General features: G+C 64.5%; 19 protein-coding genes. 10 read left to right on the top strand and 9 right to left on the bottom strand.

The genetic code is table 11. The features are described from left to right. Positions 1 to 12 precede the first annotated feature (12 nt). The 3 genes from BRAD285_RS31720 to BRAD285_RS31710 form a co-directional block, all read right to left on the bottom strand. Positions 13 to 990 carry a homoserine O-succinyltransferase gene (locus BRAD285_RS31720; protein ID WP_006615074.1) on the bottom strand — a complete coding sequence of 326 codons (978 nt, stop codon included), beginning with the start codon at positions 988 to 990 and terminating at the stop codon, positions 13 to 15. A gap of 12 nt (positions 991 to 1,002) precedes the next feature. After that, the gene (locus BRAD285_RS31715) at positions 1,003 to 2,301 is read right to left on the bottom strand and encodes an O-acetylhomoserine aminocarboxypropyltransferase/cysteine synthase family protein (RefSeq protein ID WP_006615075.1); all 1,299 of its coding nucleotides are present in this window, start codon (positions 2,299 to 2,301) and stop codon (positions 1,003 to 1,005) included. 149 nt (positions 2,302 to 2,450) lie between these two features. Continuing rightward, entirely contained in the window at positions 2,451 to 3,422 is a 972-nt protein-coding gene (locus BRAD285_RS31710) for an alpha/beta hydrolase (RefSeq protein ID WP_006615076.1), read from the bottom strand. A gap of 140 nt (positions 3,423 to 3,562) precedes the next feature. Here BRAD285_RS31710 and BRAD285_RS31705 point away from each other — a divergent pair, with 140 nt between their 5' ends. Then, positions 3,563 to 4,450 (top strand): branched-chain amino acid aminotransferase, encoded by an 888-nt coding sequence (locus BRAD285_RS31705; RefSeq protein ID WP_006615077.1) that lies wholly within the window; start codon positions 3,563 to 3,565, stop codon positions 4,448 to 4,450. Position 4,451: 1 nt separating this feature from the next. Here BRAD285_RS31705 and BRAD285_RS31700 read toward each other — a convergent pair whose 3' ends face one another. Genes BRAD285_RS31700 through BRAD285_RS31690 form a run of 3 tightly spaced genes read right to left on the bottom strand, consistent with a single transcriptional unit; the run spans position 4,452 to position 7,593 of the window. Next, the gene (locus BRAD285_RS31700) at positions 4,452 to 5,333 is read right to left on the bottom strand and encodes a hypothetical protein (RefSeq protein WP_006615078.1); all 882 of its coding nucleotides are present in this window, start codon (positions 5,331 to 5,333) and stop codon (positions 4,452 to 4,454) included. Positions 5,334 to 5,360: 27 nt separating this feature from the next. After that, positions 5,361 to 6,323 (bottom strand): amino acid--[acyl-carrier-protein] ligase, encoded by a 963-nt coding sequence (locus BRAD285_RS31695; protein ID WP_006615079.1) that lies wholly within the window; start codon positions 6,321 to 6,323, stop codon positions 5,361 to 5,363. A gap of 43 nt (positions 6,324 to 6,366) precedes the next feature. Next, a complete protein-coding gene (locus BRAD285_RS31690) occupies positions 6,367 to 7,593 on the bottom strand; it encodes an acyl-CoA dehydrogenase family protein (RefSeq protein ID WP_006615080.1) in 1,227 nt (408 codons plus the stop codon). 332 nt (positions 7,594 to 7,925) lie between these two features. On the opposite strand from BRAD285_RS31690, the gene BRAD285_RS31685 reads away from it, so the two are divergent. From BRAD285_RS31685 to mtnA, 3 genes are all read left to right on the top strand, one after another. Continuing rightward, positions 7,926 to 8,198, top strand: a complete 273-nt coding sequence (locus BRAD285_RS31685; protein WP_006615081.1) for a phosphopantetheine-binding protein — start codon at positions 7,926 to 7,928, stop codon at positions 8,196 to 8,198. Positions 8,199 to 8,281: 83 nt separating this feature from the next. Next, entirely contained in the window at positions 8,282 to 9,157 is an 876-nt protein-coding gene (locus BRAD285_RS31680; RefSeq protein WP_006615082.1) for an S-methyl-5'-thioadenosine phosphorylase, read from the top strand. Positions 9,158 to 9,171: 14 nt separating this feature from the next. After that, the gene (gene mtnA, locus BRAD285_RS31675) at positions 9,172 to 10,278 is read left to right on the top strand and encodes an S-methyl-5-thioribose-1-phosphate isomerase (RefSeq protein WP_006615083.1); all 1,107 of its coding nucleotides are present in this window, start codon (positions 9,172 to 9,174) and stop codon (positions 10,276 to 10,278) included. 36 nt (positions 10,279 to 10,314) lie between these two features. On the opposite strand, the gene BRAD285_RS31670 is transcribed toward mtnA, so the two are convergent. After that, positions 10,315 to 10,950 carry an HAD-IA family hydrolase gene (locus BRAD285_RS31670; RefSeq protein WP_172889898.1) on the bottom strand — a complete coding sequence of 212 codons (636 nt, stop codon included), beginning with the start codon at positions 10,948 to 10,950 and terminating at the stop codon, positions 10,315 to 10,317. A 130-nt stretch (positions 10,951 to 11,080) separates the two neighbouring features. Between BRAD285_RS31670 and BRAD285_RS31665 the strand changes: the two genes are divergently transcribed. Continuing rightward, a complete protein-coding gene (locus BRAD285_RS31665) occupies positions 11,081 to 11,848 on the top strand; it encodes a trypsin-like serine protease (RefSeq protein ID WP_035648627.1) in 768 nt (255 codons plus the stop codon). A 107-nt stretch (positions 11,849 to 11,955) separates the two neighbouring features. Further along, on the top strand, positions 11,956 to 13,458 hold the full coding sequence (locus tag BRAD285_RS31660; RefSeq protein WP_006615086.1) for an NAD(P)/FAD-dependent oxidoreductase: 1,503 nt from the start codon (positions 11,956 to 11,958) through the stop codon (positions 13,456 to 13,458). Between the two features lie 232 nt (positions 13,459 to 13,690). Here the strand turns inward: BRAD285_RS31660 and BRAD285_RS31655 are convergent, their stop codons facing one another. Both BRAD285_RS31655 and BRAD285_RS31650 read right to left on the bottom strand, forming a co-directional pair. Then, on the bottom strand, positions 13,691 to 14,608 hold the full coding sequence (locus BRAD285_RS31655) for a response regulator transcription factor (RefSeq protein ID WP_006615087.1): 918 nt from the start codon (positions 14,606 to 14,608) through the stop codon (positions 13,691 to 13,693). Beyond that, positions 14,598 to 17,972, bottom strand: coding sequence for an ATP-binding protein (locus BRAD285_RS31650; RefSeq protein ID WP_006615088.1), 3,375 nt, complete (start codon positions 17,970 to 17,972; stop codon positions 14,598 to 14,600). Before BRAD285_RS31650 ends, BRAD285_RS31655 begins: the two co-directional genes overlap by 11 nt. Positions 17,973 to 18,154: 182 nt before the next feature. Between BRAD285_RS31650 and urtA the strand changes: the two genes are divergently transcribed. The 4 genes from urtA (at position 18,155) to urtD (ending at position 22,496) form a co-directional block, all read left to right on the top strand. After that, a complete protein-coding gene (gene urtA / locus BRAD285_RS31645) occupies positions 18,155 to 19,417 on the top strand; it encodes an urea ABC transporter substrate-binding protein (RefSeq protein ID WP_035648634.1) in 1,263 nt (420 codons plus the stop codon). A gap of 218 nt (positions 19,418 to 19,635) precedes the next feature. Continuing rightward, positions 19,636 to 20,562: an urea ABC transporter permease subunit UrtB gene (urtB, locus tag BRAD285_RS31640; protein WP_006615090.1), complete on the top strand. Its 927-nt coding sequence runs from the start codon at positions 19,636 to 19,638 to the stop codon at positions 20,560 to 20,562. 34 nt (positions 20,563 to 20,596) lie between these two features. After that, entirely contained in the window at positions 20,597 to 21,730 is a 1,134-nt protein-coding gene (gene urtC / locus BRAD285_RS31635) for an urea ABC transporter permease subunit UrtC (protein WP_006615091.1), read from the top strand. Between the two features lie 10 nt (positions 21,731 to 21,740). Further along, positions 21,741 to 22,496: an urea ABC transporter ATP-binding protein UrtD gene (gene urtD / locus BRAD285_RS31630; protein ID WP_006615092.1), complete on the top strand. Its 756-nt coding sequence runs from the start codon at positions 21,741 to 21,743 to the stop codon at positions 22,494 to 22,496. Positions 22,497 to 22,566: the final 70 nt, after the last annotated feature.

Genomic DNA, 22,566 nt, shown 5'->3' with positions numbered 1-22,566 from the left:
TCCGCTATGGCATTAGCCGTCGGCGAGATAGCCGATCCAGTTCCTGAACAGGAGCTTGGCCGCGTGGCCGGCCGCGAGATCCTGGCGCAGCGTGAGGCCGGGCAGCTCGGCCGCCAAGGTCGGATCGCGCCGCGCCTTGGCGCGCAGCTCGAACGCGTTCAGCACCGCCTCGGTCTCGGCGCTGAAATAGGATTTCGGCAGCCGCGGATAGTCGTCGCGCTGCCCGGCGAGATACCGCGCGATGTCGCGCATGTATTCACGCTGCAGCGACAGCGCGTCATATTCGGGATGGCCCTGGAAGAACACGAAGCGGCTCGGCATCTCCCGCGCAAAGATGTCGACGCCGATCTCGGCCGACCGGGTCAGGATGTCGTAGCCGCGCTCCGCCAGCAGCGGCTCGTTGACGGCGTTGAGGCGCGAGTGCGGCACCTGCAGCGGGGTGTCGATGCCGCGGGTCAGCCAGTCGTCCCGCACCTTCACACAGTCGAAAACGCCGGAGCATTTGTGAGCCAGCCGCTGCCGCTCGACGTTGTCGAGATGCAGCACCGCGGCATGCGCGGCGAGACAGGACCAGATCGTCGTCTTCGTGTTCGTCTTGGCCCAGTCGATGATGGCGGTGAGGTCCGGCCAGTAAGGCTCGTCGCGCAGCCGCGCTGCGATCGGCTCGGCTCCAGTGACGATCAGTCCGTCGATATCGAGGCCATCGAGCCGGTCGATGTCGGTGTAGGTCTGGGCGACGTGGCTGCTGGCCACAGGCGAGCGTGCGATCGACGGCAGCGAGAAGCAGTGCAGGCGGATGCGGACGTGCCACGGCGCCGATTGCTGCAGCAGCCGCGCGATCTGGACGTCGGTTGCCTTCAGGGCGCTGTCCGGCATGTTATTGACGAGGCCGATCGTGAGCTCGATCGGATCACGCACGCGACGCTCGCCGCCGGTGGGCGCGAGGGCAGGGCTCGTGATCCTGCGATCTCTGTCGAACAGCAGGGTCATCGGCTGGGCGCTCTATTCCGCGGCATCCAGCTGACGCGGACAGGCCTGCGCCAGCGCCTGGTCGAGATCCTCGATGATGTCGGCGATGTGCTCGATGCCGATCGACAGCCGGATCGCCTCGGGCAGCACGCCGGCCTTGCGCTGATCATCGGGCGGCATCTGCCGGTGCGTGGTCGAAGCCGGATGGCAGGCCAGAGACTTCGCATCGCCGATATTGACCAGCCGCGTGATCAGCTTGAGCGCGTCGTAGAACGCCTTGCCGGCCTCCATGCCGCCCTTGATGCCGAAGGTGAACAGCGAGGAGGCGCGGCCGTCGAGATATTTCTGCACCAGCGGGTAGTACGGGCTTTCCGGGAAGCCGGCGTAGTTGACCCAGGCGACGCGCGGATCGTTGCGCAGGAAGTCCGCGACCTTGCGCGCATTCTCGACGTGACGCTCCATGCGCAGCGCCACGGTCTCGATACCCTGCAACAGCAGGAAGGCGTTGAACGGCGACAGCACCGCGCCCATCGTGCGTTGATAGACGCTGCGCGCGCGCTGGATGTAGGCGCTGCGGCCGAAATGGTCGGTGTAGACCATGCCGTGATAGGACGTGTCCGGCTGGCTGAAGGCCGGGAAGCGGTCGGCGTGGTCCTTCCAGGGGAAGTTGCCGCTATCGACCAGCATGCCGCCCAGCGTCGTGCCGTGGCCGCCGAGGAATTTGGTCAGCGAATGCACCGCGATGTCGGCGCCGTAGTCGAACGGCCGCAGCAGGATGGGCGTCGCGACCGTGTTGTCGACGATCAGCGGCACGCCGTTGCGGTGCGCGACCTTGGCCAGCGCCTCGATGTCGCAGACATTGCCGGCGGGGTTGCCGATCGTCTCGGCGAACACCGCCTTGGTGTTCTCGTCGATGAGACGCTCGATCGCGTCGGGCTGATCGCTTTCGGCAAAGCGTCCGGTGATGCCCTGCCGCGGCAGGATGTGGCCGAGCAGCGTGTGCGTCGTGCCGTAGAGCTGCGGCACCGAGACGATGTTGCCGCCGCCATCGGCGAGATTGACGAAGGCGAAATGCAGCGCGGCCTGGCCGGTGCCGACCGCGAGCGCGCCGACGCCGCCTTCGAGCTCGGCGACGCGCTTCTCCAGCACGGCTGTCGTCGGGTTGGAGATTCGGCTGTAGCGGTAGCCCTCGACTTCAAGGTTGAACAGGGCGGCGCCGTGATCGGCGCTGTCGAAGGCGTAGGCGGCTGTCTGATAGATCGGAACCGCAACCGCTTTGGTCGTGCCCTCGGGCTCGTAGCCGGCGTGGGTTGCAATCGTCTCGTTGCGCATCGGCGATCTCCATGCCGCTTCGATCAACGAAGCGAGCTGCACGTCATCCGCGAGTACCGACGTTGTAGGAGCGCAGGCGTAAAGCGGTCCATAATTCGCGACAAGAACGACGAAATAACCCTAACGATGTCTCATCGAGAAACTTCGAGTTAACTGGGAGCCGGAGCGTGCAGCAAAGACCGGAGTTGATGCCCGATCAGCTCGAGCGCCGGCCTCGCCTGCGGCAGCAGCGCGCCGAGCGCGTGGAAATTGTGAATCATGCCCTCGTGGCAGACATGCGCGACGCTGACGCCGGCGTCCGCGAGCCTCACGGCGTAGGCGTTGCCCTCGTCGCGCATCGGATCGAATTCGGCGGTATGGATGACGGCGGGGGGCAATCCGATGAGGACGGGATTACTCAACGGCGAAACGACCGGCTCATCGAGAGGGATATCCGGCGCCAGGTAGTCGGCGAGGTCAGCCTCCCATGTGGCCTTGTCGAGCAGGTAGCCGGTCCCGAACAATCCGCGCGATGGCCAAGGTTCCGAGGAATCCAGCACCGGGCAGATCAGGCATTGCGCGGCAATCCTGGGGCCGCCGACGCTGGCCGCGTACTGGCAGAGAAAGGCCGCGAGCGTGGCGCCTGCGGAATCGCCTCCGATCACGACTCTGTTGCTGTCGACGCCGAGCAGAGCGCCGTGACGGACGACGAACTCCACCGCGGCAAGCGCATCATCGACCGCTGCGGGGAACTTATGCTCCGGCGCGAGACGATAGTCGAAGGAGAGCAGTCGGCATCCCGAGGCCACAGCAAGGGCCGCGGCGACTTTGTCATGAGTCTCGATACTGCCCGCTACGAGTCCACCGCCATGAAAATACACGAAGCCTGGAAGCAGTGCACCGTCATCGTACTGGGCGAGTTCGCCGGCCGGCGCAGGCGTATACATCCGGTAGTGCAGGGCCCCTGCCGGACCATAGCAGCGCCCATCTGTCGTCGTAACCGGACCGACATCGTTGCGCGAGAACTGCATGAGTTTCGCGAGCGACTGCCGGCGCTGTTCGGGACTCGGACGCTCGCGCTCTGCCGGCGCAGCAGCGGCCAGCATCGAAAGCAGGCGCTGGGCGCGAGGGTCGAGCGGCATGCGGGTTCCAGGTTAACCAAGGTGGCGGGCAGTATGCCAGCGAAGCGTGAATCGATCATGAGCGGCGGGGCGGCAAGCAGATCCTTAAAATCTCCACGCCAGAACGGCAGGATCGATCTCTGTTGAACGGGAGCGCCGTCATGACCCATATCGTCAAGCCTGTCAGCTACTCGCAGACCTGGACGTTCTTCGATGGCGACTGGCGCGAGGGCAATGCGCCGATCATGGGCGTGCGAACCCATGCGACCTGGCTGGCATCGACCGTGTTCGATGGCGCGCGGGCCTTCGAGGGCGTCACGCCGGACCTCGATCGCCACTGCGCGCGGGTCAATCAGTCGGCCGTCAATTTCCGGCTCAAGCCGGTCGTCGATGTGGAGACCTGGATGGGACTGGCGCGCGAAGGCATCGCGCGCTTCGGTGCCAATGCGGAGCTCTACATCCGCCCGATGTATTGGGCGCAGCATGGCGCCGGCGGTGGCGTGCTGTTCGACCCCGAGACCACCAACTGGTGCCTGTGCATCTACGAAGCACCGATGCCGCAGCCGACCGGCAATGCGATCACGCTGTCCCCGTTCCGGCGGCCGACCGCCGAATGCGCGCCGGTCGACGCCAAGGCCGCCTGCCTCTATCCGAACAATTCGCGGGCGCTGATCGAGGCAGCCTCGCGCGGCTTCAACAACTGCCTGATGCTCGACATGCTCGGCAATGTCGCGGAGTTTGGCAACGCTAACGTGTTCATGGTCAAGGACGGCGTCGTCTTCACGTCGGTGCCGAACGGCACCTTCCTCAACGGCATCACCCGCCAGCGTGTGATCGAGCTGCTGCGCGGTGACGGTGTCAGCGTGGTCGAGACGACGCTGCGCTACGAGGACTTTCTGAAGGCCGACGAGATCTTCTCATCCGGCAATTTCGCCAAGGTCGCCCCTGTCATCCGCATCGACGACAGGACGCTGCCGATCGGCCCGGTGTTCAACCGGGCGCGGAGATTGTATTGGGACCATGCGCATTCCGTCAGAGCCGCCGCCTAGGTCAGGCGCCATAGAGCGGAAGCTCGGTGTCACTGAGATCGCCGAGCCGCGGCGGTTGCGGCCCCTTGATGTACTTGCGTCCGCGGCGCTCGGTATAGACGCCGATGAGACCGGCCACCGGTCCGTTGGCATCGATCATGACCGATACATAGCCGCGAGGCAGCAGATAGCGGCCGACCGCGCCGGCGTAGGCGATGTAATCCGATATGTTGCGACAATAGACCAGCTGCATCGCAGGCAATGCAAAACGCCCCTGCCGGATGCGGACCTGCTGGAAGACGAGCGGAATTGCAGCGGATTTGGACCTGACCACGACGCTCAGGCAGCCGTACTGCGCGTGGCGGATCAGGAGGTCGGCCTCGTCGGACGGAATTCCATACGGAGGCGGTGCACCCTCTGTCATCGGCTCGATGCGAGCGCCTATGCCCGCGAACGAAAACGCCGGCATGGAGAAGAACAGGCCCTTGCAATAGGCGCGAAAGCCCTGCGCTTCGATGATCGGCCAGGTCTGGCGCGCGGCGCTGATGTTGACGTAGGTCACCTCGGGCAGACGCTGCGCGATTCGGGTGAGCATGGTCGCGTAGTTGCGGAACCCCGGCTCGACATACCAGCTCGAAAGATTGCACCAGATCTGCGGCTTCGACGCGGTGCCGCGATCGCGATAGATCAGCAGCAGCACGCCGACGGCACGGCCGTCATGCTCGAGCAGATAGCCGTAGCGAGGATAGCCGTCGGGCGCCGCGCGTGTCGCCTGCCGGCGCAGGCCATCGGACCAGTAACGCCGCGTTCGCTGGGGAAAGCCGCGCGCCAGCAGATCGGCGACCGCGTCCAGATCGGAGTCTCCGATCTCGCGGCACCGGATCAGCGGCTTGAGCGCGGTCATGAGCTGTCCTGCGGAGCTCCCGGTCGGTCAGCCGACGACGTCCGGCTGGCGCTCCAATCGCAGCGCCTCGCGCACGCGCGACGGCCAGCTTGCGAGATCGATGCCGTGGGTGTGGAATAGCGCGACGGCGAGGCGATCCATGCCGAAGGCGACGCAGCCGGTGTGGGCGGGTGCACCATCGGCGTCGGCGATGCCCCAGGTCGTGCCGAAATGCTCGCGGTGATAGTTGAAGCTCATGCACGCCGTCGGCTGCTCCTCGGAGCGCAACGGCACCAGCAACTCGAACTTCAGCGACTGCTGCTTCTGGCTGACCGCCTTCATCTGGCCGACGCGGCCGAAGAACGGGTCGCTGGCGTGATCGACGCGGAACGACAGGCCGAGATCCCTTGCGATCGCCTGCGCCTTCGTCATCCAGCGGTCGCGGAAGGCGGAGACGTCGTCCGGCGTGCCGATGCAGACATATTCGCGCATGCGGAACGATTGCAGCCGATCGAGATGCCGCGACGGCTCGCGGCGGAAGCAGTCCGCGGCAACGTCGAAGCGCAGGCCGCCGACCGGCAGCGCGCCGCGGCTGGCCGCGATCGGATAGACCGGATAGCAGGCGGCTGGCGACAGCACGAGATCCGCCGGCGACAGCGACGTCGTCCAGTCGCCGCCCTTGTCGAAACGTGCCACCGCCTCGTGAATGTCGCGCTCGGTGCCGTGCAGGCCGCAGACGCAGCCGAGCAGATTGGGGAAGCTCTTCAGGTAGCCGGATTTCTCCAGCTGCGCCCGGCTCATCACCGGCGGGAAGCGCATCACCTCGGTGCCGGGTTCGCGATGGCGCGTGATCAGCGCGGCGAGCTGCTCGACCACGCCTTCATACAGAGCGGTGCGGGCATAGACGCCGTCCGCGCCCATGCGGTGGAACAGAGCGTCGGTGAGATGGTCCAGCGCGTCGACCGGCTGAGGGGCAATCTCGGGCGACTGCGGCAGAACGGGAATGGTCATGTCTCAAATCCCTAAATGGAAAACAGGCGAGCGAGCGATGAGATCATTCGTAGAGCGAGTTCGGCACGGCGCTCATCAGGTTGGCGGTCGCGATGTTGGTGAGGATGCGGTCATTGTTGATCATGATCGGCGCGGACAGCACGTCGCGCAGATGTCGGCCGATCGAGAACTCGCCATCGTTACGATAGCCGGATAGCCCGCAGGCGCGCATCGCATGCATCACGGTCTCGACCGCAAGCTCGGACGCCTGAACCTTGAGAAGAGTGATGGTCGACTGGAAATCGAGCGAACTGAGCGCCCGCTCGTCATATTCGTGGGCCGCGAACGCATCCATGGTGGTGACGATCATCGCGCGAAGCCGCGCCAGTGCCATCTTCGCCGCCGTGTAATGCGCGGCAGCCGGCGGCATCTGTCCGCCGGCGCCGCGTGCGGCCTTGCGGAGAAACTTCTGCGACCGCTGCACGGCTGCGGCGGCGATACCCGCCCAGGCGGACGACCAGCAGAGATGCGCGAACGGGGTCATGGTCTGGGCGTGAATGCGGTCATAGGCCTCGGGAAATACCCGGTCGGACGGACAGTCCACCTTGAGCTCGAAGCCGGTCGAACAGGTGCCGCGCATGCCGAGCGTCTCCCAGCCCTGCGTCCGCGCGATCGTGTAGTCGTCCTTCGTGAGCGCCAGCAGCACCTGATCGGACGCGGCAGCGCCGTCGGCGCGGCGCGCGATCGTAACGAGGCCGTCGGCCTCGGCGCCGTAGGAAATCACGGTGGCGTCGCGCAGCAGGGTGATGCGGTCGCCGTCATGTCCGACGGCGGCGGCGCTGGCGCGGATGTTGCCGCCATTCTGTCCTTCGGTGGTGGACGAGGCCATCAACAGCTGCTCGGATGCGATGCGGCGCATCAGCGATTCCATGTAGGCGTTGCCGCGGCCGTGACGCACGAGGCAGGCGATCTTGGTCTGATGCATGGCAAAGATCATGGCGCTGGAGGCGCAGGCGCGTCCCAGCGCGTAGCAGACGTCGGCCACGTCGTGGACCGATGCGCCGAAGCCGCCGAATTCGACCGGAATCTGCATGCCGAGCAGCCTGTGCTCGCGGGCGGCGTCAATCGCGGCCTTGGGAAAACGCCCGTCACGATCGACCTCTTCGGCCTCTGCGGCGGCCTGAGCGGCAACGGCATTGCTACGCTGGACAAACAGGGAGCTGCGATCGAGCAGCAGGCTCTCACCATCCTCGGAGACGGGATTACGAAGTGCGGTTCCCTGGAGTGTCATGACCGATCTGTGCTCCGGATTTTGCCTTGTTGAGAGATCGGGACGTGCCTGTCAGCACGTGCATCGATGCCCTGCACTACAACGCAGGGTATGGATTTGATTCAAATGCGTCGACGAAATTCAGGGTAAACGCCGTGGAATCCCGGGGCGGGGGTTAATTCCGAGTTGTTTTGATCCGAACGATTCTCTCGATCGCGTTAGCGTTAAAGCGAATTCACCAATGGAACGAGCGCGTCGCGTAACCTTTTCGGCAGCGGAATGCGTTAGGTGTCGCCGGTCGATCGACCGATGCGTCGGTGGATCATCTTTCGCTGTGAGCAAGAGAGTTTCGTATGTCGAGTTTCGAAGCCGATATCAGCAAGCGGGTTGTCGCGCTGGTCCGTGACATTCTCGTGCAGAATTCGATTCCCGCCGACGTGGCGAGCGACGCGAAGCTCGTCGATGTCGGCCTGACCTCGATGGACATGGTCAACTTGATGCTGGCGATCGAGGCGGAGTTCGATTTCACGATTCCGCAGGAGCTCATCACGCCGGAGAACTTCCAGTCGGTGGCGACGCTTGAGCGTCTCGTCGCAGGTCAATTGGCGGCAGCAAAGGCGGCCTGATCCGGTCGCGGATTCAGTCGGCGTCACGGTTTCCAACCCGGTCCAAAACTGGCATTCTCATCTCGGCTGGAGATGGGGACGTCATGACGAAGGCTGTGCTTGGCATTATCGGCGGATCGGGCATCTATGATCTGCCGGGCTTGGAAGATGCGCGCGAGGAGGTGATCGCGAGCCCCTGGGGCGAGCCGTCCGCGCCGTTGCGCCGCGGAACCATTGCGGGCCTGCCAATCGTGTTCCTGCCGCGTCACGACAAGGGACACCGGCTGTCGCCGTCCGACATCAACTATCGCGCCAATATCGACGTGCTGAAGCGCGCCGGCGTGACCGACCTGGTGTCGCTCTCGGCCTGCGGGTCCTTCAAAGAAGAGCTGCCGCCGGGCACATTCGTACTGGTCGATCAGTTCGTCGATCGGACCTACAAGCGCGAGAGCTCGTTCTTCGGCAAGGGCTGCGTCGCGCATGTGTCGATGGCGCATCCGGTATCGCCACGGCTGCGCATTCACTTGGCTGCTGCAGCGGAAGCCGAGGGCATCACGATCGCGCGCGGCGGCACCTATGTCTGCATGGAGGGGCCGCAATTCTCCACCTATGCGGAGAGCATGACCTACAAGGCGGCGGGATACTCCGTGATCGGCATGACCAATATGCCCGAGGCCAAGCTCGCCCGCGAGGCCGAGATCTGCTACGCGACGGTCGCCATGGTGACCGACTTCGATTGCTGGCATCCGGACCATGACGCGGTCACGGTGCAGGATATCATCCGCGTGCTGACCACCAATGCCGACAAAGCCAAGTCGCTGGTCGCGCGGCTGGCGCGTGAGCTTCCGCACGAACATGAGCCGTGCCCGATCGGCTCCGACCGGGCGCTCGACACCGCTCTGATCACTGCGCCGGAGGCGCGCGATCCCGAACTGCTGAAGAAACTGGATGCGGTCGCCGGCCGCATTCTGCGCAACTGAGTCGAGGGCGGGCGATGAAGGTCGACGGCAAGCATTATCGCAGCATCTGGCTCGATGCGGACGGCTGGTCGGTCTGCGCGATCGATCAGCGGCGGCTGCCGCACGAGTTCGTGGTGGCGAAGATCACCACCTGCGAGGAGGCGGCGGACGCGATCCGCCACATGCTGGTGCGCGGCGCGCCGCTGATCGGTGCCACGGCCGCCTTCGGCATGGCGCTGGCGATGCGCGACGACCGTTCCGATCCCGGCATCGACCGCGCCTATGACATGCTGATCGCGACGCGGCCGACCGCTATCAACCTGAAATGGGCGCTCGACACGATGAGCACGATGCTGCGCCGGCTGGCGCCGTCGGAGCGACGTGATGCGGCCTATGCGCGGGCGGTCGACATCGCCGGCGAGGACGTCACGATGAACCAGGGCATTGCGGCGCATGGCCTCGCGCTGATCGAGGCCGCAGCCGCGCGCAAGAAGGCTGGTGACGTCGTCAACGTGCTGACCCATTGTAACGCGGGCTGGCTGGCGACGGTCGATTGGGGCACGGCGACGGCGCCGATCTATCTTGCGCATGATCGCGGCATTCCGATCCACGTCTGGGTCGACGAGACCCGGCCGCGCAACCAGGGTGCCTCGCTCACGGCCTGGGAGCTCGGCCATCATGGCGTCGCACACACGGTGATTCCCGACAACACCGGCGGTCACCTGATGCAGCATGGCATGGTCGATCTTGCCATTGTCGGCACCGATCGCGTGGCCGCCAATGGCGACGTCTGCAACAAGATCGGCACCTATCTGAAGGCGCTCGCGGCTCACGACAACGGCGTGCCGTTCTATGTTGCCTTGCCGTCGCCGACGATCGACTTCGCCGTCGCCGAGGGACGGCAGATTCCGATCGAGCAGCGCAGTGCGCACGAGGTGACGGAGATGACGGGCCGCACCGCCGATGGCCGGATCGAAACGGTGCGCATCGTGCCGCCGGGATCACCGGTGGCGAATTACGGGTTCGACGTGACCCCGGCGCGGCTCGTGAGCGGGCTGATCACTGAGCGTGGCGTGCTGCAGGCCGATGGCGCAGCGCTGGCCGCGGCGTTTCCAGAGCGGGCGAAGCCGACGAACTATTAGCTAGAAGCGCTGTCGCGAAGCTCGTCGCAGCGACGATCAGCGCAACGAGAGCCCCGTTGCGGCCTCCAACTCGGTGATTGCCTGCTCAGCGCTCACCACCTTGATCGTCGTCATGCCCATCTCGCGCGCGGGCTTCAGGTTGACGCCGAGATCGTCGAGATAGACGCAATCCGACGGGCTGACGCCGAGAGCCTCGGTCATCATCTGATAGATCCGCGGGTCCGGCTTGCGCCGGCCGATCTTGGCCGACTCGATCACATGATCGAACAATGCCATCACCTCGGCGACGTAGAACGAGCGGCCGCCCTGGCTGCCGATCGCATTGGCCGGCAGGTTGTTGGTGATGCAGCCGGTCTTGCACTCCGACTTGATGCGGCGGAGCGCCTCGACCATGTCGGGGCGGAGGTCGCCCGCCAGCAGCGGCAGGACCTCGCGGCCATGGATCGCGGCGCCGCCAAGCGCCAGGGATTCCTCGGCGAACAGCCGGTCGAACGTGTCGAGGTCGATCTCGGCGCGTTCGAACTTCGCCCAGGCGTTTTCGAGATGGTTCGCGGCGTTGGTGTTGCGGATGATGTCGATGGGGTAGCCGCGCTCCTTCTCGAACCGCGCGAAGGCTTCGAAGGGCGAGGTCGTCATCACGCCGCCGAAATCAAAGATCACCGCCTCGACCATCACTTATTCTGTCCTTCGTTCGCTTCCCCTCAGTGACAGCTAACACGGGACACCGTGCTTGGCGATTCACTTGGCGCTTCGCTTAGCGATTCACTTGGCGATATCCGCGGCAGCCGCTATTGCTGCCACGATGAAGCTGCTTCTCTCGATCACATCCGCCACTCTGCTCGCTGCTTCGCCGGCGCTCGCCATCGTCGGCAACGCGCCCGCGTTGGACGACGGGATCGGGCGATCCGTGGTCACGATCGTCGGCTCGCGCGGCAATTTCTGCAGCGGTGCCTTGATCGCTCCAAAGCTGGTCCTGACCGCCGGTCACTGCGTGCAGCCGGGCGTCGATTACCGCATCGTGGAATACGATCGCGACCGCAGGCCGCAGCTCAAGACGGTCCGGCGTGTGGCGGTCCATCCGAGCTTCAGCTTGCAGTCCATTCTGGTTCATCGCGCCACTGCCGATGTTGCGCTCTTGGAGTTGGAGGTGCCGGCGAAGGAACGTGCGCCCGCCACGCTCGGCGTGCCACAGTCGCCGCTGGCGGCCGGCAATCCCTTCACGGTCGCAGGCATCGGCGTCGCGGTCCCCGGCGATGGCAAGAGCGGTGGTGTGGTGCGCGCAGCGTCGCTGGTCGCCACCGGCAAGCCCGGAACGTTGCAGATCCGACTCGTCGATCCCGCGACGCAGGGCGCGCGGGCCGGGCTCGGCGGCTGCACCGGTGATTCCGGTGGCCCTGCGTTCGAGAGGCAGGCGCAAGGCGAGGTGCTGATTGGCGTCATCTCATGGTCGACGGGGCCCAATCTTGGTGACGGCTGCGGCGGCATGACCGGCGTTACGCCGCTCACCCTGTATCGCGACTGGGTCGTGCAGACGGCGCGACAATGGGGCATGCCGCTCGGCGGAAATTAAGATCGTTCAGGGCTCGGTCGCGGCTCGCGCTCGCGGGTTGACCATCGTCGTGATCAGGTTCAGCCTGTCAGGCGAGGAAACAACAAGACCAACGCCCAAGGACTCCTATGAACGTCATCGCGCCCATCCGGGAGGCCGCGTCCTCTCACGCGACCGAACATTTCGACGTGCTCATCGTCGGCGCCGGCATCTCAGGCATCGGCAGCGCCTATCAGCTGGCCAAGCAGATGCCCGACACGCGCTTCGTGATCCTGGAGAGCCAGGACAGCTTTGGCGGCACCTGGCGGACGCACCGTTATCCCGGCATCCGATCCGACAGCGACCTGCATACCTTCGGCTACAGCTTCAAGCCGTGGGTCGGGCCGCCGATCGCGACCGCGGATGAGATCCTCAAATACATGGGGGACGTGATCGACGAAAACGATCTCGGCCGCCACATCCGCTACGGACATCGTATCGTCTCCGCAAGCTGGTCGAGCGCGACCAACCTCTGGACCGTCCACGCTGTGAAAGGCGAGCATCAGGAGCCCGTCACCATCACGGCGAACTTCCTGTGGATGTGCCAGGGCTATTATCGACACTCGAAGGGCTACACGCCCGAGTGGCCCGAGATGTCGACGTTCAAGGGCCGCATCGTGCATCCGCAGGTGTGGCCGGACGATCTCGATCTCACGGGGAAACAGGTCGTCGTGATCGGCTCCGGCGCGACGGCTGCAACGATCCTGCCATCGATCGCCGGCAAATGCGCGCATGTCACGATGCTGCAGCGCTCGCCGACCTATTTCCGCATCGGCCGCAACGCGATCGAGCTGGCCGAGGAGCTGCGCCGGCTGCAGGTCAAGGAGGAATGGATCCACGAGATCGTCCGGCGCAAGATCCTGTTCGAGCAGGATTGGTTCACCAAGCGCTGCCTGAGCGAGCCCGAGCAGGTGAAGAAGGAGCTGATCGGGCAGATCAGCGCCATCATCGGACCTGACTACGCCGCCAAGCACTTCACGCCGAGCTATCGGCCGTGGCGTCAGCGTATCGCCTTCGTGCCCGACGCCGATCTGTTCGAGGGCATCAAGAGCGGCAAGGCGTCGGTCGTCACCGACGAGATCGAGCGCTTCACCGAGAGCGGCATCAAGCTGAAATCCGGCGATGAGCTCAAGGCGGATGTCATCATCACTGCGACCGGCTTCGATCTCTGCGTGCTCGGCGACATCGCGTTCACCGTCGACGGCAAGCCGCTCGATTTCGGCGATACCGTGACCTATCGCGGCATGATGTTCACGGGCGTGCCCAATCTCGCCTGGGTGTTCGGATATTTCCGCGCCAGCTGGACGCTGCGCACGGATCTGGTCGCGGAGTTCGTGTGCCGGCTGCTCGCGCATATGAAGGCGAAGGGCGTGCAGAAGGTGACGCCGGCGCTGCGTCCGGAGGACCACAACATGCCGCTCTTGCCCTGGATCGATCCGGAGAACTTCAATCCCGGCTACATGATGCGCAACATGCATCTGCTGCCCAAACGTGGCGACAAGCCGGAATGGCAGCACAGCCAGGATTACTGGAGCGAGAAGGACCAGATCCCGGCGATCGACCTGGATGATCCCGCGTTCGTGTATGGCTAGATTTCAATCGTTGCGGGCGGCGCTGGCCAACCCCAACAACGGTGTCATCCCCGCGAAAGCGGGGATCCATAACCACAGGCGGGTGTGTTGGGCACGACGCCAGCTCACATCCTGCCCCAAGACAGATCACGCGGTATGGGTCCCGGGTCGGCGCCCGCCAACGCTACGCGTCGACGGGCTTGCCCGGGACGACAGCGAGTTTCACTCTGCACTCCCGAGTGCGCCGCCCGCCTCAGCTTTCCCGTCGTGTCACCCCGGTCGCAATCGCGGCTGCAGCCGTACGGTTCTCGACGCCGAGCTTGGCGTAGATCTGTTCCAGGTGCTTGTCGACCGTGCGCGGGCTCAGCCCGAGGATCTGCGCGATGTCGCGGTTGGTCTTGCCTTTGGACAGCCAGGACAGCACCTCGCCTTCGCGGGTGGTGAGGCCGAACTCGCTGGAAAACTGCTTGGGCAGTTCGCCCGTCGCCTCCTTGGCGAGCCGCAGCAGGAACTCGTTCGGACCGGCGCCGCCCATGTAGTATAGGCGCAACTCGGGATGATCGGGAATCGACGCCGCGGCCTTCGTACCAGCCTTGCCGTTCTGTGCCTGGTCCAGCCATTGCCGCAGGACGTCCGGCAGCACCAGCTCCTCGGTCGCGCCAAAACTGTCGGACAGCAGCTTCTGCGCCTGCGGCGTCGCCCACATCAGCCGTCCCTCGCGGTTGACCGCGAGCAGGAAGCGGCCGGAGACGTCGAGCGCGGCGCGCGCGCTCTGCGTCATCCGCGCATTGGCGAGGTGCACGCGGATGCGCGCCAGCATCTCCGAGACCGCGATCGGCTTGGTGACGTAGTCGACGCCGCCGGCCTCCAACCCCTGCACGATGTGCTCGGTGTCGGCGAGGCCGGTCATGAAGATGACGGGCACGTTGGACAGGCCGGCCTCGCGCTTGAGCTTGCGGCAGGTCTCGAAGCCGTCCATGCCGGGCATGACGGCATCGAGCAGGATGATATCGGGCGTGATCTGGTCGACGATGCGCATTGCGGCGGCGCCGTCGAGCGCGACCATCACGGTCATGCCGGCGCCATCGAGCGCGTCGGTCAGCAGCCGGAGCGTCTCCGGCGAGTCGTCGACGACCAGCGCCACATCGCGCTTTTTGCTGTCAGTGCTCATAGGCGTGCAAGGTCTTCAGAGTGGCCATGTACTGATCGAGATCGAAGCGATCGATCAACATACGCATCTGGTCCACGAATGCGGCATGCTCGGGATGCGCGCCGCCGATCTCGTCGAGCTTGAGCTGAATGGCACGGATATAGCCAATTTGCCCGAGCCCCATCAGCTCCTCCACATATTTCAGCGGCGGGCGCGAGCCGGTGTCGGGCCGCCAGTGCGGCTGGGTCACCGGTTGGTTGGTCTGATAGCTCCATTCGAGCTTGAGCAATTGGCGGATGGCTTCCAGCAGCCTGGGAATGTCGATCGGCTTCATCAGATAGCTGTCATGAAACGGCTGCGCCAGCGGGCGCCCATGCGCTTCAAGCGCGCTCGCCGAGGTCATCAGAATGCGCGCATGGTGATGGCCGCTGCTGCGCAAGGTTTCTGCCACGGTCCAGCCGTCCATGCCGGGCATCGAGATGTCGAGGATGAACAGATCCGGCTGACAATGCTGCGCCAGCGCGAGACACGCGGCGCCATCCGGCGCGCTGAGCAGGATGAAGCCGAGCGGCGTCAGCACCTCCCGCAGGAGATCGCGATGCACGGGATCATCATCGGTGACGAGGATGGTCTTGCGCGGGCCGAGATAGCCGGCCACCGGCGCCTTCACCGGCGCATGCCGCGTCGGGTTGGTCACCTCCGACAGCAGGATCTTCACCTTGAAGGTGCTGCCATTGCCGACCTTGCTCTCGACCTTGATGTCGCCGCCCATCACACCCGCAAGCAGTCGGCTAATCGTAAGCCCGAGCCCTGTGCCGGTCTGCGGCTGCGCTGCACCGAGCGCGCCACGCTCGAACGGAGCGAAGATGCGTTCGAGATCGTCGGGCTGGATGCCGGGGCCGGTATCGATCACCTCGAATTCGGCGACGGGGCTGCGATAATGCACGACGAACTGGACGCTGCCCTCCTGGGTGAACTTGATCGCGTTCGAGAGCAGGTTGATCAGGATCTGCCGCAGCCGCTTCTCGTCGGCGTAGACGACCAGCGGCAGCACGGCCGGACGCTTGAACACGAAGTCGACGCCCTTTGCGGCTGCCTGCAGCCGGAACATGCCCACGAGCTGGTCGAGGAATTCGCTCAAGCGGACTTCGTCGCGCGACAGATACAGCCGTCCCGCTTCTATCTTGGAGATATCAAGGATGCCGTCGATCAGCCCTGACAAATGGTCGGCGCTTCGGCGAACCACCCGCACTTGATCCTTCGGCTTCGGCGCGAGACTAGCATCCTGCTCGAGCAACTGCGCATAGCCGGAGATCGCATTCAACGGCGAGCGCAGCTCGTGGCTCAGGCCGACGACGTAGCGGCTCTTGGCAAGGTTGGCAGACTCCGCGACCTCCTTGGCGCGCTGTAACTCGGCGTCCGTACGCTTGTGCGCCTCGATTTCCTGGATCAGCAGGTGGGTCTGCCGCCGCGTCTCGGCCTCTGCGGCGCGGCGGCTCTGCTGCGCCAGCACGAACAACCAAGTCACGACGCCGATGATGATGGAGAGCGCGAAGAACACCTTCCACAGCACATCGGAGATGATGCCCCGATAGCCCGGCAGCGCCGCCGATGTTTCGAGATAGATCATGCCGAGCGTGAGCCCGACGAGCCCGGCCGAGGTGAGAAACACGCCGACATAGTGCCCGAACTGCGAGTCGATCTTGGCCAGTACTGCTTCGGGCAACATGCCACTGAGCGCGGCAGACACCTGGGCCTGCGCCCGGGCGTGCGGCTTGCAGAGGTCGTGGCAGCGCGCATCGAGCGAGCAGCATAGCGAGCAGATCGGGCCGGCATAAGCAGGGCAGGAGGCGGTGTCCTCCGGCTCGAAATGATGTTCACAGATGCAGCATTTGATCTGCTCGATGTTCTGCCAGCTCCGCTTCGGCTTGCGGGCGAGGTAGTATTTGCCATCGGTTAGGTAGGCGATCGCCGGTGCCGTGACGAGGGCGACGCCAAGCGCGACGAAGGTCGATAGCGCCTTTCCGGTCGGTCCGAACAGGCCGTAGAAGGCGCTGATCGAGACGATCGTGGCGATGGTCATGGCGCCGACGCCGACCGGATTGATGTCGTAGAGATGCGCGCGCTTGAACTCCATCTGCGGCGGGCGCAGGCCGAGCGGCTTGTTGATGACGAGGTCGGCGACCAGCGCGCCGACCCAGGAGATCGCGATGTTGGAGTACAGCGCCAGCGTCTGCTCCAGCGCCTTGTAGACGCCGATCTCCATCAACAGCAACGCGACCACGACGTTGAACACCAGCCAGACGACGCGGCCGGGATGGCTGTGCGTCAGCCGCGAGAAGAAGTTCGACCACGCGATCGAGCCGGCATAGGCATTGGTGACGTTGATCTTGATCTGGGACAGGATCACGAAGGTGCCGGTCAGGGCCAGCGCCAGATCCGGCCGGGCCAGCACGTAGCGGAACGCCTCGAGATACATGTGGGCCGGCTCGGCGGCATGATCGGCCGAGACGCCGTGGCTAAGGGCGAAGAAGGCGAGGAACGATCCCGCCAAGAGCTTGAGCGCGCCGAGCACGATCCAGCCTGGCCCTGCGGACAACAGCGCGATCCACCAGGAGACCTTCGATGTCCGGCGGTCGCGCGGCAGAAAGCGCAGGAAGTCGACCTGCTCGCCGATCTGAGCGACGAGCGAAAAGACGACGGCCGCGGCCGTGCCGAACAGTGCTAGGTCGAGGTGACCCATGGGATCGCCATGCTCGCCGGGAAATTGCTGCCAGTCGGCGAAGGAATGCGGGCTGGCATAGGCGATCGCGGCGAAGGGCAGGATGTGCAGCACGACCCAGAGCGGCTGCGTCCAGAGCTGGAAGCGGCTGATCAGGGTGATGCCGTAGGTCACCAGCGGGATGATGACGACGGCGCTGATCAGATAGCCGATCGGGCGGGGGATGCCGAAGCACATCTCCAGTGCGGAGGCCAGGATGACGGCTTCGATGGCGAAGAAGATGAAGGTGAAAGAGGCGTAGATCAGCGAGGTAATGGTCGAGCCGATATAGCCGAAGCCGGCGCCTCGGGTCAGCAGATCGATGTCGATGCCGCATTTGGCCGCATAATAGGCGATCGGCAGGCCACAGCAGAAGATGATGACGCTGGCGACCAGGATCGCCGCGGTGGCGTTGGTGACGCCATAGTTCAGCGTGATGGTGCCGCCGATCGCCTCCAGGGCCAGGAACGAAATCGCGCCGAGTGCGGTGTTGGCAACGCGGGCGGCTGACCAGCGCCGGGCGCTTTTGGCGGTGAAACGGAGTGCGTAGTCCTCCAACGTCTGGTTGGCGACCCACTGATTGTATTGGCGCCTGACGCGGTCGATCCGCTGCCGCCCTGCCACTCTCAAAACTCCCCACGCGAAGCGCCTGCGCGCTTCGTCCTGCCCCTCGCGAGATCTGCGTAGAGCCTACGTCGCGCTTTTGCGGTGCAGTATACGCAATCTTGCGTATCCGTGCAGTGCACGAAGCGCGCCATCCTTGGTTCGACCTAACGCGTGTCCTCGAACCAATGAATGGGGTGCTCATGTCAGACGAAACCAAAAAAGGCCTGAAGTCGCCACTTCGGCGCCAATTGATGATGGGAATGGCCGCCATCCCGGCGCTCGCCATGCTGCCGCGCCCCTCGTTCGGCGCTGGTCCCGCAACCTCTGCTGTCAACACCACCGGCCTTGCAGTCACCGATAGCGAAGTCACCGTCGGCATCCTGCATTCGGTCACCGGCACCATGGCGATCTCGGAGACCGGCTCGGTGCAGGCCGAGAAGCTCGCGATCGAGCAGATCAACGCCTCGGGCGGCGTGCTCGGCCGCAAGATCAAGTTCATCCAGGAGGACGGCGCCTCGGACTGGCCGACCTTCGCCGAGAAGGCCAAGAAGCTGCTGGTCAACGACAAGTGCGCGGCCGTCATGGGCTGCTGGACGTCGGCCTCGCGCAAGGCGGTGCTGCCGGTGTTCGAGCAGTACAACGGCATGCTCTATTACCCGACCTTCTATGAAGGCCTGGAGCAGTCCAAGAACGTCATCTACACCGGTCAGGAAGCCACGCAACAGATCATCGCCGGCCTCGACTGGGTCAACAAGACCAAGGGCGCGAAGACCTTCTATTTGCTCGGCTCCGACTACATCTGGCCGCGCACCTCGAACAAGATCGCCCGCAAGCACATCGAGGGCCATCTGCAGGGCGCCAAGGTCGTCGGCGAAGAATACTTCCCGCTCGGCCACACCCAGTTCAACTCGGTCATCAACAAGATCAAGCTGACCAAGCCGGACGTGATCTACGCGATCATCGTCGGCGGCTCCAACGTCGCCTTCTACAAGCAGCTCAAGGCGGCCGGCATCGACATGTCGAAGCAGACGCTGCTGACCATCTCCGTGACCGAGGACGAGATCGACGGCATCGGCGGCGAGAACATCGCGGGCGCCTATGCCTGCATGAAGTACTTCCAATCGCTCGACAACCCGAACAACAAGGCCTTCGTCTCCGCCTTCAAGAAGATGTGGGGCGAGAAGACCGTGATCGGCGACGTCACCCAGGCTGCCTATCTCGGCCCGTGGTTGTGGAAGTTGACGGTGGAGAAGGCCGGCAGCTTCGACATCGACAAGGTCGCGGCAGCCTCGCCCGGCATCGAGTTCAAGGGCGCGCCGGAAGGCTACGTCCGGATCCACGAGAACCACCATCTCTGGTCCAAGACCCGCGTCGGCCGCGCCAAGGCGGACGGCCAGTACGAGCTGATCTACGAGACCGCCGACCTCGTCGAGCCCGATCCGTTCCCGAAGGGCTACCAGTAAGCAGTCTGGCGGCATCGTCAGAGCGACGCTGTCGCCGAGATTACGGTGCGACTCCCCTCCCCCTTGCGGGGAGGGGTTGGGGGTGGGGGTCCGCATACTCCAGCAGGGTTGAGTCCTCACGACCGCTACCGCCGAACTGGGCGGACGATCTTGGCCGCGGGCGCCCGTTGCCCGCGAGACGATCCATTTTCCAGCAGGGCATCACAAGAGGACGGATCATGTTCGGCGACTATTCCATCGGCGACCTCGGCGCGATCTTCGCGATGCAAGGCTTTGCGGGCCTGATCCTGTTTTCGGTCTACGTGCTGATGGCACTGGGGCTTGCCATCATCTTCGGCCAGATGGGCGTCATCAACATGGCGCATGGCGAGTTCATGATCCTCGGCGCCTACGTCACCTGGATGACGTCGAACGCCTTTCAGAGTTTCCTGCCGGCACTCTTTCCCGGCTACTTCTTCGTCGCCATGGCGCTCGCTTTCGTCGCGTCCGGCTCGCTAGGCATGCTGGTCGAATGGGCCATGATCAGCCGGCTCTACAAGCGTCCGCTCGATACGCTGCTCGCCACCTGGGGCCTCAGCCTGATCCTGCAGCAGGCCTATCGTTCGATATTCGGCGCACGCGAGGTCGGCGTCGAGCTTCCCGAATGGATGATGGGCTCCTGGCAGGCGACCGACGCCATCCAGATTCCGATCAACGGCATGTTCGTGATGTGCCTGACCATCCTAATCACCATCGTCGTCGCCTACGTGCTGTTCCTGTCGCGCTGGGGCAAGCAGGTCCGCGCCGTCGTGCAGAACCGTGTGATGGCCGGCGCCGTCGGCATCAACACCGAGAAGGTCGACCGCTACACGTTCGGCCTCGGTTGCGGCATTGCGGGCGTCGCCGGCTCTGCCTTCACCATGATCGGCTCGACCGGTCCGACCGCCGGCCAGCTCTACATCGTCGACACCTTCCTGGTTGTCGTGTTCGGCGGCGCCGCCAGCCTGATCGGCACCATCGCGTCGGCCTTCACCATCTCCCAGGCGCAGTCGACCATGGAATTCTTCATGTCCGGCTCGATGGCCAAGGTGCTCACCTTGCTCGCGATCGTCGCCATCCTGATGCTGCGGCCGCAGGGCCTGTTCGCCCTCAAGGTCCGCAAATGAGCCAGCTTCGTCAGTCCAACAAGAAAGCACGGCCATGATCAACTCGCGCTTTTTCAATCGCTCGGAGCTCATCGGCTTCGTCTCTCTGCTGCTGCTGCTGGTCATCATCCTGCCGCTGGCGCTGGACATCTTCCGCCTGAACCTGGTCGCAAAATATCTGACGTACGCCTTCGTCGCCATCGGCCTGGTGCTGTGCTGGGGGTATGGCGGCATTCTCAGCCTGGGGCAGGGCGTGTTCTTCGGCCTCGGCGGCTACTGCATGGCGATGTTCCTGAAGTTGGAAGCCTCCAGCGTCGCCAACACCAAGATCCAGTCGACCCCGGGCATTCCAGACTTCATGGACTGGAATCAGCTGACCGCGCTGCCGTTCTTCTGGAAGCCGTTTCAGAGCTTCCCATTCGCGCTCGCCGCGATCATCCTGGTGCCCGCGATCTTCGCCTTCATCATCGGCGCCGCCATGTTCAAGCGCCGGGTCGGCGGCGTCTACTTCGCGATCATCACCCAGGCGATCGCCGCGATCATGACCATCCTGATCGTTGGACAGCAGGGCTACACCGGTGGCATCAACGGCATCACCGACCTGCGCACCCTGCACGGCTGGGACATCCGCACTGACCACGCCAAGTACATCCTCTACTTCGTCGAAGTGTTCTTCCTGTTCGCCGCGATTCTGGTGGCGCAGTTCATCCGCCTGACCAAGCTCGGCCGCATCCTGGTGGCGATGCGTGAGCAGGAGGATCGGGTTCGCTTTTCCGGCTACAGCGTCGCCAACTTCAAGATCTTCGCCTTCTGCGCGGCGGCGGTGTTCGCGGCGGTCGGCGGCGCGCTGTTCACGCTCGAGGTCGGGTTCATGTCGCCGTCCTTCGTCGGCATCGTGCCGTCGATCGAGATGGTGATCTACACCGCGGTCGGCGGCCGGTTGTCGATCTTCGGCGCGGTCTATGGCTCGCTCCTCGTCAACTTCGCCAAGACCAGCCTGTCGGAGACGTTCCCGCAGCTCTGGCTGTTCGGCCTGGGCGCGCTGTTCATCGCCGTCGTGCTCGCCTTCCCGAACGGATTGGCCGGCATCTGGGGCGACTACGTGCAGCCGCGCATCGACCGGCTGCTGGCCTCGCGCAGCAAGAAAACCAACGGCGGCCTGGTCGCCGACGGCGCCCCCGCAGAGTGAGGAGACAGCGATGCTCATCGGTCATCAGCCCAAGGAATTCCTGCTCGCGGTCGAAGCGCTCACCGTCTCGTTCGACGGCTTCAAGGCGGTCAACGACCTCTCCTTCTATGTCGAGGAGAACGAGATCCGCGTCATCATCGGTCCGAACGGCGCCGGCAAGACCACGGTGCTCGACCTGATCTGCGGCAAGACCAAAGCGACCTCCGGCTCGATCCAGTTCCGCGGCAAGGAGCTGACCAAGCTGCGCGAGAACGAGATCGTGAAGGCCGGTGTCGGCCGCAAATTCCAGACGCCGTCGGTGTTCGAGGATCTCAGCGTGTTCGAGAATCTCGAGATCTCGTTTCCGCGCGGCCGCACCGTGTTCGGCTCGCTCGCGTTCAAGCGCGACGCCGTGGTGAAGGATCGCGTCGAGGAGGTCGCCGAGATGATCTTCCTCAAGGATCGCCTCAAGACCTCGGCGGCCGAGCTCAGCCATGGCCAGAAGCAATGGCTCGAGATCGGCATGCTGCTGATCCAGAACCCGGACCTTCTGATGCTCGACGAGCCCGTTGCCGGCATGAGCGTCAGCGAGCGCGCCAAGACGGCGGAGCTGCTCAACCGCATCATCAAGGACCGCTCGGTGCTGGTCATCGAGCACGACATGAAGTTCGTCGAGGACATCGCCCACAAGGTCACCGTGCTGCACCAGGGACAGATCCTGTCCGAAGGCACGATGGAGCGGGTCAAGAACGACCCCAAGGTCGTCGAAGTCTATCTTGGGCACTGATCCGATGCTGAGAACGTCACTCCATCCGCGATCTCGCTGCGCCCCCCTCCCCCTTGCGGGGAGGGGTCGG

The organism is Bradyrhizobium sp. ORS 285 (assembly GCF_900176205.1).
Classification (GTDB): Bacteria; Pseudomonadota; Alphaproteobacteria; order Rhizobiales; family Xanthobacteraceae; genus Bradyrhizobium.
This window is presented reverse-complemented; position numbering and strand designations above follow the sequence as displayed.

Excerpts from the sequence above, each read along its gene's own strand:
- BRAD285_RS31720 (WP_006615074.1), bottom strand. The coding sequence starts at position 990 with ATGACCCTGCTGTTCGACAGAGATCGCAGGATCACGAGCCCTGCCCTC.
- BRAD285_RS31715 (WP_006615075.1), bottom strand. The coding sequence starts at position 2,301 with ATGCGCAACGAGACGATTGCAACCCACGCCGGCTACGAGCCCGAGGGC.
- BRAD285_RS31710 (WP_006615076.1), bottom strand. The coding sequence starts at position 3,422 with ATGCCGCTCGACCCTCGCGCCCAGCGCCTGCTTTCGATGCTGGCCGCT.
- BRAD285_RS31705 (WP_006615077.1), top strand. The coding sequence starts at position 3,563 with ATGACCCATATCGTCAAGCCTGTCAGCTACTCGCAGACCTGGACGTTC.
- BRAD285_RS31700 (WP_006615078.1), bottom strand. The coding sequence starts at position 5,333 with ATGACCGCGCTCAAGCCGCTGATCCGGTGCCGCGAGATCGGAGACTCC.
- BRAD285_RS31695 (WP_006615079.1), bottom strand. The coding sequence starts at position 6,323 with ATGACCATTCCCGTTCTGCCGCAGTCGCCCGAGATTGCCCCTCAGCCG.
- BRAD285_RS31690 (WP_006615080.1), bottom strand. The coding sequence starts at position 7,593 with ATGACACTCCAGGGAACCGCACTTCGTAATCCCGTCTCCGAGGATGGT.
- BRAD285_RS31685 (WP_006615081.1), top strand. The coding sequence starts at position 7,926 with ATGTCGAGTTTCGAAGCCGATATCAGCAAGCGGGTTGTCGCGCTGGTC.
- BRAD285_RS31680 (WP_006615082.1), top strand. The coding sequence starts at position 8,282 with ATGACGAAGGCTGTGCTTGGCATTATCGGCGGATCGGGCATCTATGAT.
- mtnA (WP_006615083.1), top strand. The coding sequence starts at position 9,172 with ATGAAGGTCGACGGCAAGCATTATCGCAGCATCTGGCTCGATGCGGAC.
- BRAD285_RS31670 (WP_172889898.1), bottom strand. The coding sequence starts at position 10,950 with ATGGTCGAGGCGGTGATCTTTGATTTCGGCGGCGTGATGACGACCTCG.
- BRAD285_RS31665 (WP_035648627.1), top strand. The coding sequence starts at position 11,081 with ATGAAGCTGCTTCTCTCGATCACATCCGCCACTCTGCTCGCTGCTTCG.
- BRAD285_RS31660 (WP_006615086.1), top strand. The coding sequence starts at position 11,956 with ATGAACGTCATCGCGCCCATCCGGGAGGCCGCGTCCTCTCACGCGACC.
- BRAD285_RS31655 (WP_006615087.1), bottom strand. The coding sequence starts at position 14,608 with ATGAGCACTGACAGCAAAAAGCGCGATGTGGCGCTGGTCGTCGACGAC.
- urtA (WP_035648634.1), top strand. The coding sequence starts at position 18,155 with ATGTCAGACGAAACCAAAAAAGGCCTGAAGTCGCCACTTCGGCGCCAA.
- urtB (WP_006615090.1), top strand. The coding sequence starts at position 19,636 with ATGTTCGGCGACTATTCCATCGGCGACCTCGGCGCGATCTTCGCGATG.
- urtC (WP_006615091.1), top strand. The coding sequence starts at position 20,597 with ATGATCAACTCGCGCTTTTTCAATCGCTCGGAGCTCATCGGCTTCGTC.
- urtD (WP_006615092.1), top strand. The coding sequence starts at position 21,741 with ATGCTCATCGGTCATCAGCCCAAGGAATTCCTGCTCGCGGTCGAAGCG.